The sequence below is a fragment of the Kitasatospora fiedleri genome, assembly GCF_948472415.1.
Lineage (GTDB): Bacteria > Actinomycetota > Actinomycetes > Streptomycetales > Streptomycetaceae > Kitasatospora > Kitasatospora fiedleri.
Map to the genome: position 1 here is coordinate 3230059 of NZ_OX419519.1, position 12794 is coordinate 3242852.

Genomic DNA, 12794 nt, shown 5'->3' on the forward strand with positions numbered 1-12794 from the left:
CAGCACCGGCGAAACACCCGAGTACACCCAGTACGAGGGCGTTCCGCCGGCACTCCCAGCCGGGCGCCCGACGCCGCGCGCCGATCCGACAAGACCGACCGGACAGGGCCTAGTGGACGCCGGGAACGCCGCAGGGCGGCCACCCCGAGTGGGGTGACCGCCCTGCGATCGGGACCGGAGGATCAGCCGGTGTACGGGCCGTAGTCGTAGTCGTCCAGCGGGACGGCCTGACCGGAGCCCGCGCCGAACGGCGACAGGTCGTAGTCGTCGTAGCCGACGGCCGAGTACATCGCGGCCTTGGCCTCCTCGGTCGGCTCGACCCGGATGTTGCGGTAGCGGGGCAGACCCGTACCGGCCGGGATGAGCTTGCCGAGGATGACGTTCTCCTTGAGGCCCAGCAGCGGGTCCGACTTGGCGTGGATCGCCGCGTCGGTGAGCACCCGGGTCGTCTCCTGGAAGGAGGCGGCCGACAGCCAGGACTCGGTGGCCAGCGAGGCCTTGGTGATGCCCATCAGCTGCGGGCGGCCGGAGGCGGGGTGGCCGCCCTCGGAGACCACCCGGCGGTTCTCCTGCTCGAAGCGGCCGCGCTCGACCAGCTCGCCCGGCAGCAGCTCCGCGTCGCCCGACTCGATGATCGTCACGCGGCGGAGCATCTGCCGGATGATGATCTCGATGTGCTTGTCGTGGATCGACACGCCCTGCGAGTTGTAGACCTTCTGGACCTCGGCGACCAGGTGGATCTGGACGGCCCGCTGGCCCATGATGCGCAGCACGTCGTGCGGGTTGGTGGCGCCGACGGTCAGCTTCTGGCCGACCTCGACCGCCTCGCCCTCGCTGACCAGCAGCTTGACGCGCTTGGAGACCGGGTAGGCGATCTCGTCCGAGCCGTCGTCGGGGGTGACGACGACCTTGCGGGTCTTCTCGGTGTCCTCGATCCGGACGCGGCCCTGCGCCTCCGAGATCGGGGCCACACCCTTGGGGGTGCGGGCCTCGAAGAGCTCGACGACACGCGGCAGACCCTGGGTGATGTCGTCACCGGCCACACCACCGGTGTGGAAGGTGCGCATGGTCAGCTGGGTGCCGGGCTCACCGATGGACTGGGCGGCGATGATGCCGACCGCCTCACCGATGTCGACCAGCTTGCCGGTGGCCAGCGAGCGGCCGTAGCAGAAGGCACAGGTGCCGACCGCGGACTCGCAGGTCAGGATCGAGCGGACCTTGACCGAGCTCACGCCGTGCCGGATCAGCTCGTCCATCAGGACGTCGCCGAGGTCGGTGTTGGCGGTGGCGATCAGCTTGCCGTCGACGGTGATGTCCTCGGCGAGCATGCGGGCGTAGACGCTGGTCTCGACGTCGTCGGCCTTGCGCAGCACGCCGTCCGCGCCGACCGAGCCGATCGACAGCTTGAGGCCGCGCTCGGTGCCGCAGTCCTCCTCGCGGATGATCACGTCCTGCGAGACGTCCACCAGACGACGGGTCAGGTAGCCCGAGTCGGCGGTGCGCAGCGCGGTGTCGGCCAGACCCTTACGGGCACCGTGGGTGGAGATGAAGTACTCCAGCACGGACAGGCCCTCACGGAACGAGGCCTTGATCGGACGCGCGATGGTCTCGTTCTTCGCGTTCGACACCAGACCGCGCATACCGGCGATCTGACGCATCTGCATCATGTTTCCGCGCGCGCCCGAGTCGACCATCATGAAGATGGGGTTCGTCTTCGGGAAGTTCGCGGCCATCGCGTCGGCGACCTCGTTGGTCGCGCGGGTCCAGATGCCGACCAGCTCGGACTTGCGCTCGTTGTCGGTGATCAGACCGCGCTCGTACTGCTTCTGGACCTTCTCCGCCTGCGCCTCGTAGCCCTCCAGGATGGCGGGCTTGCTCGGCGGGACGATGACGTCCGAGATCGAGACGGTGACACCGGAACGGGTCGACCAGTGGAAGCCGGACGCCTTCAGGTTGTCGAGCGTCGCGGCGACGACGACCTTCGGGTAGCGCTCGGCGAGGTCGTTGACGATCGCCGACAGCTGCTTCTTGCCGACCTCGTAGTCGACGAACGGGTAGTCCTCGGGCAGCAGCTCGTTGAAGAGCGCGCGGCCCAGGGTGGTGGTGATCCGGAACGGCTCGCCCTCGGTCCAGGCCGGCTGCCCGTCCTCGTCCACCGGCGGGGTCCAGCCGCGCGGCGGCACGGTGCCGCCGGCCAGGCGCAGGTCGATCGGGGCCTGGACGTCCAGCTCGCGGGCGTCGAAGGCCATGATCGCCTCGGCGGTCGAGGAGAAGGAACGGCCCTTGCCCTTGACCTCCTCGCGGTCCGAGGTGAGGAAGAACAGGCCCAGCACCATGTCCTGGGTCGGCATGGTGACGGGGCGGCCGTCGGCCGGCTTCAGGATGTTGTTCGAGGACAGCATCAGGATGCGGGCCTCGGCCTGCGCCTCCGCGGACAGCGGCAGGTGCACGGCCATCTGGTCGCCGTCGAAGTCCGCGTTGAACGCGGTGCAGACGAGCGGGTGGATCTGGATGGCCTTGCCCTCGACCAGCTGCGGCTCGAAGGCCTGGATGCCGAGGCGGTGCAGGGTGGGCGCGCGGTTCAGCAGCACCGGGTGCTCGGCGATGACCTCTTCGAGGACGTCCCACACCACGGGGCGGGCGCGCTCGACCATGCGCTTGGCCGACTTGATGTTCTGCGCGTGGTTCAGGTCGACCAGGCGCTTCATCACGAACGGCTTGAAGAGCTCCAGCGCCATGGCCTTGGGCAGGCCGCACTGGTGCAGCTTGAGCTGCGGGCCGACGACGATGACCGAACGGGCCGAGTAGTCGACACGCTTGCCGAGCAGGTTCTGCCGGAAGCGGCCCTGCTTGCCCTTGAGCATGTCGGACAGCGACTTCAGCGGACGGTTGCCGGGGCCCGTGACCGGGCGGCCGCGGCGGCCGTTGTCGAAGAGCGCGTCGACGGCCTCCTGGAGCATGCGCTTCTCGTTGTTCACGATGATCTCGGGCGCGCCGAGGTCGAGAAGCCGCTTCAGGCGGTTGTTGCGGTTGATGACGCGGCGGTACAGGTCGTTCAGGTCGGAGGTGGCGAAGCGGCCACCGTCGAGCTGGACCATCGGGCGCAGGTCCGGCGGGATCACCGGGACGCAGTCGAGCACCATGCCCTTGGGCTTGTTGCTGGTCTGCAGGAAGGCGGAGACGACCTTGAGGCGCTTGAGCGCGCGGGTCTTCTTCTGGCCCTTGCCGGTGCGGATGATCTCGCGGAGGCGCTCGGCCTCCTCGCCCAGGTCGAAGGACTCCAGGCGGTCCTTGAGGGCCGCGGCGCCCATCGAGCCGGAGAAGTAGGTGCCGAAGCGGTCGCGCAGCTCGCGGTAGAGCAGCTCGTCGCCCTCCAGGTCCTGGACCTTGAGGTTCTTGAACCGGGTCCAGACCTCGTCGAGGCGGTCGATCTCGCGCTGCGTGCGGTCGCGCAGCTGCTTCATCTCGCGCTCGGCGCCCTCGCGCACCTTGCGGCGCACGTCGGCCTTGGCGCCCTCGGCCTCCAGCTCGGCCAGGTCGGACTCGGCCTTCTTGGCCCGGGCCTCCAGGTCGGCGTCGCGCCGGTTCTCGATCTGCTGGCGCTCGACCGAGACGTGCGCCTCCAGGGACGGGAGGTCGCGCTGGCGGCGCTCGTCGTCCACCCAGGTGATCATGTAGGCGGCGAAGTAGATGACCTTCTCGAGGTCCTTCGGCGCCAGGTCGAGCAGGTAGCCCAGGCGCGACGGGACGCCCTTGAAGTACCAGATGTGGGTGACCGGGGCGGCCAGCTCGATGTGGCCCATCCGCTCGCGGCGCACCTTGGCGCGGGTCACCTCGACGCCGCAGCGCTCACAGATGATGCCCTTGAAGCGGACGCGCTTGTACTTGCCGCAGTAGCACTCCCAGTCCCGGGTGGGACCGAAGATCTTCTCGCAGAAGAGGCCGTCCTTTTCCGGCTTCAGCGTGCGGTAGTTGATGGTCTCCGGCTTCTTCACCTCGCCGTGCGACCACTGGCGGATGTCGTCGGCGGTGGCCAGTCCGATGCGGAGCTCGTCGAAGAAGTTGACGTCAAGCACTGGTCGTCAAGCCCTCTTTCGTGATTCGAGAGTCTGTCTGTTGGTCTGAGGGGGGCCTGGGGGCGGGCCGGCCCGGACTAGGGGTCGGCCCGACCTCCGTCAGACCTCTTCGACGCTGCTCGGCTCGCGCCGGGACAGGTCAATGCCGAGCTCCTCGGCGGCGCGGAACACGTCCTCGTCGCTGTCGCGCATCTCGATGGACTGGCCGTCCGAGGACAGCACCTCCACGTTGAGGCAGAGCGACTGCATTTCCTTGATGAGGACCTTGAAGGACTCGGGAATGCCGGGCTCGGGGATGTTCTCGCCCTTGACGATCGCCTCGTAGACCTTCACACGGCCCAGGACGTCGTCGGACTTGATGGTGAGCAGCTCCTGCAGCGCGTAGGCCGCGCCGTACGCCTCGAGGGCCCACACCTCCATCTCACCGAAGCGCTGACCACCGAACTGCGCCTTACCACCGAGCGGCTGCTGGGTGATCATCGAGTACGGACCGGTCGAACGGGCGTGCAGCTTGTCGTCGACCAGGTGGTGCAGCTTGAGGATGTACATGTAGCCGACCGAGACCGGCATCGGGAACGGCTCGCCGGAGCGGCCGTCGAACAGCCGGGCCTTGCCGGTGGAGTTCACCAGGCGCTCACCGTCACGGGTGAGGGTGGTGTTGTCCAGCAGGCCGGTGATCTCGTCCTCGCGGGCGCCGTCGAAGACGGGGGTGGCGAGGTTGGTGCCGCCCTCGACCGTGTCGGCGCCGATCGCCTGGAGGCGCTGGGCCCACTCGTCGGCGAGGCCGGAGACGTCCCAGCCCTGCATGGCGAGCCAGCCGAGGTGGATCTCCAGGACCTGTCCCGGGTTCATCCGGGACGGGACGCCCAGCGGGTTCAGGATGATGTCGACCGGGGTGCCGTCCTCCAGGAACGGCATGTCCTCGACCGGCAGGATCTTGGAGATGACGCCCTTGTTGCCGTGGCGGCCGGCCAGCTTGTCACCGTTGGTGATCTTGCGCTTCTGGGCGACGTAGACGCGGACCAGCTGGTTCACGCCCGGGGGGAGCTCGTCCCCCTCCTCGCGGTCGAAGACGCGGACGCCGATGACCTTGCCGGACTCGCCGTGCGGCACCTTCAGCGAGGTGTCGCGGACCTCGCGCGCCTTCTCGCCGAAGATCGCGCGGAGCAGGCGCTCCTCCGGGGTCAGCTCGGTCTCGCCCTTCGGGGTGACCTTGCCGACCAGGATGTCGCCGGTGACGACGTCGGCGCCGATCCGGATGATGCCGCGCTCGTCGAGGTCGGCGAGGACCTCCTCGGAGACGTTCGGGATGTCCCGGGTGATCTCCTCGGGGCCCAGCTTGGTGTCGCGGGCGTCGACCTCGTGCTCCTCGATGTGGATCGAGGAGAGGACGTCGTCCTGGACGAGGCGCTGCGACAGGATGATCGCGTCCTCGTAGTTGTGGCCCTCCCAGGACATGAACGCCACCAGGAGGTTCTTGCCGAGGGCCATCTCGCCCTCGTCGGTGCACGGGCCGTCGGCCAGCACCTGGCCGGCCTCGACCCGGGCGCCCTCGTCCACCAGGACCTTCTGGTTGAAGGCGGTGCCCTGGTTGGAGCGGGTGAACTTGGCGGCCCGGTAGGTGTTGTACGTGCCGTCGTCGTTGGCGACGGTGACGTAGTCGGCCGAGACCTCCTGCACCACGCCGGCCTTGTCGGCGGTGATGACGTCCGCGGCGTCGACGGCGCAGCGGTACTCCATGCCGGTGCCGACCAGCGGCGCCTCGCTGCGCAGCAGCGGGACGGCCTGGCGCATCATGTTCGAGCCCATCAGCGCGCGGTTGGCGTCGTCGTGCTCGAGGAAGGGGATCATGGCGGTCGCGACCGACACCATCTGGCGCGGCGAGACGTCCATGTAGTCGATCTCGGTGCCGGGGATGTAGTCGATCTCGCCGCCGCGGCGGCGGACCAGGACGCGGGGCTCGGCGAAGGTCAGCTCCGCGGTGAGCGGGGCGTTGGCCTGCGCGATGACGTACCGGTCCTCCTCGTCGGCGGTCAGGTAGTCCACCGACTCGGTGACCACGCCGTCGACGACCTTGCGGTACGGGGTCTCGATGAAGCCGAACGCGTTGACCCGGCCGTAGGAGGCGAGCGAGCCGATCAGGCCGATGTTCGGGCCTTCGGGGGTCTCGATCGGACACATGCGGCCGTAGTGCGAGGGGTGCACGTCACGGACCTCGAAGCCGGCCCGCTCGCGGGACAGACCACCGGGGCCGAGCGCGGACAGACGGCGCTTGTGGGTCAGGCCCGACAGCGGGTTCGTCTGGTCCATGAACTGCGACAGCTGGCTGGTGCCGAAGAACTCCTTGATGGAGGCGACGACCGGCCGGATGTTGATCAGGGTCTGCGGCGTGATCGCCTCGACGTCCTGGGTGGTCATCCGCTCGCGGACCACCCGCTCCATGCGGGCGAGGCCGGTGCGGACCTGGTTCTGGATCAGCTCGCCGACGTTGCGCAGGCGGCGGTTGCCGAAGTGGTCGATGTCGTCGACCTCGATGACGATGTCGCGGCCCTCGTCATCGCGCCACTCGGTCTCGCCGGCGTGCAGCTTCACCAGGTACTTGATGGTGTTGATGATGTCCGGCTCGGTGAGCACGCCGGAGTCGAGCGACTCGGCGTTGCCCAGCTTCCGGTTCACCTTGTAGCGGCCGACCTTGGCCAGGTCGTAGCGCTTCGGGTTGAAGTACAGGTTCTCCAGCAGCGTCTGCGCGGCCTCGCGGGTCGGCGGCTCGCCCGGGCGCAGCTTGCGGTAGATGTCGAGCAGCGCGTCGTCCTGGCCCTGGGTGTGGTCCTTCTCCAGGGTGGCGCGCATCGACTCGTACTCGCCGAACTCCTCCAGGATCATCTCGGTGGTCCAGCCGAGGGCCTTGAGCAGCACGGTGACCGACTGCTTGCGCTTGCGGTCGATGCGGACACCGACCATGTCGCGCTTGTCGATCTCCATCTCCAGCCAGGCACCGCGGGAGGGGATGATCTTGGCGGAGAAGATGTCCTTGTCGGACACCTTGTCCAGGGTGGAGTCGAAGTAGACGCCCGGGGAGCGGACCAGCTGGGACACGACGACACGCTCGGTGCCGTTGATGATGAACGTGCCCTTGTTGGTCATGAGCGGGAAGTCGCCCATGAACACGGTCTGGGACTTGATCTCACCGGTCTCGTTGTTGGTGAACTCCGCGGTGACGAAGAGCGGGGCCGCGAAGGTGAAGTCGCGGTCCTTGCACTCGTCGATGGAGTTCTTCGGCGGCTCGAAACGGTGGTCCCGGAAGGTCAGGGACATCGACCCGCTGAAGTCCTCGATCGGGGAGATCTCTTCGAAGATCTCCTCCAGACCGGACTTGGTGGGGACGTCCTGACCACTCTCCAGGGCAGCCTCGACCCGGGACTTCCAGGCCGCGTTGCCGAGCAGCCAGTCAAAGCTCTCGGTCTGCAGGGCCAGGAGGTTCGGGACCTCGAGGGGCTCCTTGATCTTCGCGAACGAGACGCGGAGCGGGGCGGTGGATGCGGAATTGTTCGAGGCGTTGCGCGGCGCGGCCAAGAGGGGGGTCCTTCCGAGGGCTCGGAGCTCACTACGCGCATACCGGCCGGGCCTTGGCCGAGGCGGAAAACCCCAGGTCAGGACAGGGACCACTCCGGGCGACGAGTCACGGAGCAGCTAACAGGCAGCGCAAAGGGACAGTGTAGCCAAAGGCAACACTGCTAGCAAGCCCTGATTCGGAGACCGAATCGGACGCTCCTCCCGTACAACCGACAACCCGGGCAGTGATCCCTCACCGGCCGGGCCGTCGCACCCACGTCTGCGTCACCGGGAACCTTCCCAGTGCCGCCGCCGAATATGCATCGGAGGCGGTTCCGCTTGGGCACGCGCCTCGAGAATCGCGCGCCTCGTGCTGTTCGTCAAGGCCCGCACCAGGGTGTGGACCTCGCACTGCCCATCGTCCGGACCTCGCCGCGCGTTACACGCCGCCCGCAGCGGGAGGGCCGGTGACAGCGATCACCCTACCCCCGGGCCCCGACAGCGGCCGAGTCCGGCTTGGGCCATCGGGAGCAACCCCGGCCGACCCGGCCCGGAACGCGCGCAGGCCGGGTCGGCCACCCCGAAGGGTGGCCGACCCGGCCCGTGGAGCACCTCTCAGAGAGAGGAGGGAGTCACTTGACGGTGACCTTGGCGCCGGCGCCCTCGAGCTGGGCCTTGGCCTTCTCCGCGACGTCCTTGGCGACCTTCTCCAGGACCTTCGCACCGGCGGTGTCGACGAGGTCCTTGGCCTCCTTCAGGCCGAGGGAGGTGAGGGCGCGCACCTCCTTGATGACCTGGATCTTCTTGTCGCCGGCACCCTCGAGGATGACGTCGAACTCGTCCTGCTCCTCGACGGCCTCGGCCGGGGCGCCCGGACCTGCAACGCCGGCAACGGCGACCGGGGCGGCGGCGGTGACGTCGAACTTCTCCTCGAAGGCCTTCACGAACTCGGAGAGCTCGATCAGGGTCATGCCCTCGAACTGCTCGAGCAGGTCCTCGGTGCTGAGCTTCGCCATGATTGGCGTCCTTCCACTAAATCGGCAGGTGCCGGATGTACGGGTTGGCGGGCGTGCTTACGGGCCCGCTGGGACGGGAGTGGTTACTCCGCGTCCTCGGCGGGAGCCGGAGTACCGGCACCGCCCTGCTCGACCTTCTCGCGCAGCGCTTCCACGGTGCGAACGAGCTTGGACGGGAGCGCCTGGAACACGGCGGCAGCCTGGGAGGGCTTGGCCTTCAGGGCGCCCGCCAGCTTGGCGAGCAGCACCTCGCGGGACTCGAGGTCCGCGAGCTTCTTGATCTCATCGGCGGACAGCGCCTTACCGTCAAGGACACCGCCCTTGATGATGAGAGCAGGGTTCTCCTTGGCGAAGTCACGCAGAGCCTTCGCCGACTCCACCGGGTCACCGGTGACGAAGGCGACAGCCGTCGGACCGGCGAACAGGTCGTCGAGCTCGGAGATCCCGGCCTCGTTGGCCGCGATCTTGGTCAGCGTGTTCTTCACCACGGCGTAATCGGCGTTGCCGCCGAGCGAGCGACGCAGCGTCTTCAGCTGCTTCACCGTGAGACCGCGGTACTCGGTCAGAACGGCGGCGCTGGAGGCACGGAACTTGTCCGTGATCTCGGCGACGTCGGCAGCCTTGTCGGGCCTGGCCATAGGCTTACGCCTCCTTCCGTGATGTCGAAGTCGGGCCGACCTTCGAGAAGTCGACCATCCATCGCCGCGGACCCCGGGAAAACGAAGAAGCCCCGGCGCGCAGGCGCACGGGGCTCGCAGTGACCTCGACGGACCGGATCGGTCCGGAAGTCCTCACTAGGCTCCACAACCTGCGCGGGCGATCCGCAACGAGTGCGGACCCTTCGGTGCCGTTCCCCTCGCGGGGCGCGGCGACAACCAGCGGTCTTTGGCTCGGCCAGCGTAACGGGACGGGACGGGTTTGACCAAATCGCCCCCGGGGAAGCCGGACCGCCCTACGGGAAGGCCGGCGGGCTGGCGCCGGTGCCGGGCGCGGTGTCGGCCTCGGCGGGGGCCTGGACCGAGAGCGCGGAGCTGCCGAACTCGCTGTAGTCGACGGTGTCCACCGCGGCGGCGGCCCGGCGCAGCCGGACCAGTTGGTCGCCGTCGTCGAGCCAGAGGTCGAGCACCACGTCGCCGGGGCCCAGCGCGGTCTCCAGCGCCTGCCGCCGGGCCGGGTCGAGCTGGGTCTGCGCGGCGGCGTACCGGGCGGCGCCGAGGGTGACCCGGTAGTGCCGGACGGTGGTGTCGAGCAGCTTCTCCTCGCCGACCAGCAGCGGGTCGTCCGCGGCGGCCGCGGCGGCCACCGCGACCACCGGGCTGAGCCGGTCGATCAGGTCGCCGTACGGAATCCGGCCGTTGGAGAACTTCTGCCAGTGCGGGCCGCCGAGCCGCGCCGCGCTCTCCGCGTCGCCGCCCAGGTAGGCGGAGGTGTCCAGCACCATCAGCGTCCGGTCCTCGCCGTCGGCCTGGTACTTCAGCACCGTCTTGGGGGCCCAGAACAGCGCGCCCCGGGCCTCCTGGCCGCCGAGCACCGCCGTGTACTCGGCCCGCCGGGCGTCGTGCAGCACCAGCTGGGCGGAGAGCAGCACCCCGTGCGGGGAGCGGTCGGTCGGGCTGGGCTGCCCGGTGGACGGGACGGCGCTGGACGAGGAGGCGGGCGGCTGCGCGGCCCGGCCCGCGCCGGTGCAGGCGGCGGCCGTGCCGGCCAGCAGGACGGCCGTCAGCAGGACCGCGGCCCCACGCGCCGGTGCCGCCATCAGGTCCTCCTCCCGCTCTCGTGCCCGTCCGTCCCCCCACGATGCCATGCGGCCCGTCCGGGCCCCGGAGCCACCCCCAGGGCCCGGACGCGGGTACCGCTACTGCTGGAGCAGGTCGGAGAGGGAGAACACCTCGGCGGCGGCCGGGGCCGGGGTGGCCTTGACCGAGCCCAGCTGGGCGTAGGTGACCACGTTGGTCGCGTCGCCGGTCTCGGCCGTCGGGTCGACGCTGGACTGCTGGACCAGCTCGCCCTTGGCGTTGATCCACAGGTCGACGGTGGCGGTGCCGCTCTTCTTCTTGAGCTCGGCGAGCACCTGGGCCTTGAGCGCCGGGTCGAGCTGCATCTTGGCGACCTGGTCGTCCACCTTGAGCTCGCTGCGGTAGTGCGTGGCGCTCTGGCCGGCCACGGTCTCGGTGCCGACCAGGGTGGCGGTGGGCGCGGCGGCGGTCAGCTGCACCGACGGGTTCATCAGCTGCATCATCGCGGCGAAGGAGCCGGCCTCGGCGCTGTCGGCGCCGGCGGCGTCCTTGGTGCTGATGACCATCCACTTCTTGCCCTGGGCCACGGCGGCCATCTCGGGGGTGGCGCCGATGTACATCTGGTCGCCGGTGAACAGGACGTTGACGTCCTTGCCCTCGGTCTTGCTGGTGAGCAGGAAGGAGGACGGGGAGGCCCAGACGTAGTCGGCGGTGCCGTCGGTCTCGCCGCCCTTGACGGTCAGCTTGGCACTGCCCGCCTTGTCCATGACCGCGGCCGAGGCGAGCAGGGCCTCCTTGGGCGCGAGCTTGGCCCCGCCCTGGCCGGCTCCGTCCGCCGCCGGGGCGGAGGCGCCCGTGCTGCCGGTGCCGCCCGCCGGGGCGGTGGAGCCGGCCGGGCTGTTCGCAGCGGTCGAGCCGGTCGAGCCGGAGCTGCTGCAGGCGGTCAGGGCGCCGAGGGCCAGACAGGCCACGGCAAGGGTACGCAGTGCGCGCACGGAGGTCCCCCTCTAATCGGATTCTCATCCTGGTGATGACCTCCGGACTCTACCGAACCGCTCCGACGGCCGCGCAAACCGTTTGCACAGACCACCGGGCCCGCACCCCCGAGGGGGTGCGGGCCCGGTCAGGCGTGCTCCGCGCGGGGGCTGACTCCGGGTCAGACCGCCGCCGGGTCCTCCTCGACGAGGAGGTTGCGGGTGCGGTTCGGGTCGACCTGGATGCCGGGGCCGATCGTGCTGGAGAAGGCGATCTTCTTCAGGTAGCGGCCCTTGGCGGCGGACGGCTTGGCCCGGAGGACCTCGTCGAGCGCGGCGGCGTAGTTCTCGACCAGCTGCTCGTCGGAGAACGAGGTCTTGCCGATGATCAGGTGGAGGTTCGAGTGCTTGTCGACGCGGAACTCGATCTTGCCGCCCTTGATCTCGTTGACGGCCTTGGCGACGTCCGGGGTCACGGTGCCGGTCTTCGGGTTCGGCATCAGGCCACGGGGACCGAGCACGCGGCCCAGGCGGCCGACCTTGCCCATCAGGTCCGGGGTGGCGACGACGGCGTCGAAGTCCAGACGACCCTTGGCGACCTCGTCGATCAGCTCGTCGGAGCCGACGATGTCGGCACCCGCGGCACGCGCGGCCTCGGCACGCTCACCGTTCGCGAAGACCAGGACCCGGGCGGTCTTACCGGTGCCGTGCGGGAGGATGACGGTGCTGCGGACCATCTGGTCGGCCTTGCGCGGGTCGACGCCCAGACGCATGGCGACCTCGACGGTGCCGTCGAACTTCGAGGTGGAGGTCGCCTTGGCGAGGCGGACGGCCTCGAGCGGGGCGTAGATCCGGGCGCGGTCGACCTGGGCGTCCGCGGCCTTGAGGGCCTTGCTGCGCTTCACTGCTGCTCCTGTGGTTAATGGAGTCGTGGTACCGACGGGCCGCGCTGGGCCCTACCACGGAAGGACGTACGGGCTGGTCAGCCCTCGACGGTGATGCCCATCGACCGGGCGGTGCCGGCGATGATCTTCTCCGCGGCGTCCAGGTCGTTGGCGTTCAGGTCGGGCAGCTTGGTGGTGGCGATCTCGCGCACCTGGGCCGAGGTCAGCTTGGCGACCTTGGTCTTGTGCGGCTCCTTGGAGCCCTTGTCGACGCCCGCGGCCTTGAGGATCAGGCGAGCGGCCGGCGGGGTCTTCGTGACGAAGGTGAAGGAGCGGTCGTCGTAGACCGTGATCTCCACCGGCACGATCATGCCGCGCTGCGACTCGGTGGCCGCGTTGTACGCCTTGCAGAATTCCATGATGTTGACGCCGTGCTGACCCAGCGCGGGGCCGACCGGCGGGGCCGGGTTGGCCGCACCGGCGTTGATCTGGAGCTTGATGAGCCCCGTGACCTTCTTCTTCTTGGGAGGCATGTCTCTCCGGGTCCTTCCGAGAG

Annotated in this window: 8 protein-coding genes; all 8 read right to left on the bottom strand. The window is 69.3% G+C overall.

Translation table 11 applies throughout. The features are described from left to right. Positions 1-182 precede the first annotated feature (182 nt). The 8 genes from QMQ26_RS14870 to rplK all read right to left on the bottom strand — a co-directional run bounded on the left by QMQ26_RS14870 (position 183) and on the right by rplK (position 12771). Positions 183-4076: a DNA-directed RNA polymerase subunit beta' gene (locus QMQ26_RS14870; RefSeq protein WP_100837804.1), complete on the bottom strand. Its 3894-nt coding sequence runs from the start codon at positions 4074-4076 to the stop codon at positions 183-185. 99 nt (positions 4077-4175) lie between these two features. Continuing rightward, entirely contained in the window at positions 4176-7649 is a 3474-nt protein-coding gene (gene rpoB / locus QMQ26_RS14875) for a DNA-directed RNA polymerase subunit beta (protein ID WP_100837803.1), read from the bottom strand. A gap of 611 nt (positions 7650-8260) precedes the next feature. Then, positions 8261-8644 carry a 50S ribosomal protein L7/L12 gene (rplL, locus tag QMQ26_RS14880; RefSeq protein WP_100837802.1) on the bottom strand — a complete coding sequence of 128 codons (384 nt, stop codon included), beginning with the start codon at positions 8642-8644 and terminating at the stop codon, positions 8261-8263. A gap of 83 nt (positions 8645-8727) precedes the next feature. Beyond that, positions 8728-9282, bottom strand: a complete 555-nt coding sequence (rplJ, locus tag QMQ26_RS14885) for a 50S ribosomal protein L10 (protein WP_014136320.1) — start codon at positions 9280-9282, stop codon at positions 8728-8730. 314 nt (positions 9283-9596) lie between these two features. Further along, the gene (locus QMQ26_RS14890; RefSeq protein ID WP_282205990.1) at positions 9597-10400 is read right to left on the bottom strand and encodes a hypothetical protein; all 804 of its coding nucleotides are present in this window, start codon (positions 10398-10400) and stop codon (positions 9597-9599) included. A gap of 99 nt (positions 10401-10499) precedes the next feature. Beyond that, positions 10500-11351, bottom strand: a complete 852-nt coding sequence (locus QMQ26_RS14895; RefSeq protein ID WP_282205991.1) for a hypothetical protein — start codon at positions 11349-11351, stop codon at positions 10500-10502. Positions 11352-11536: 185 nt separating this feature from the next. Further along, positions 11537-12259: a 50S ribosomal protein L1 gene (gene rplA / locus QMQ26_RS14900; protein WP_100837799.1), complete on the bottom strand. Its 723-nt coding sequence runs from the start codon at positions 12257-12259 to the stop codon at positions 11537-11539. A 77-nt stretch (positions 12260-12336) separates the two neighbouring features. After that, complete coding sequence (rplK, locus tag QMQ26_RS14905; RefSeq protein WP_100837798.1) at positions 12337-12771, bottom strand: 50S ribosomal protein L11; 435 nt, start codon at positions 12769-12771, stop codon at positions 12337-12339. Positions 12772-12794 lie beyond the last annotated feature (23 nt).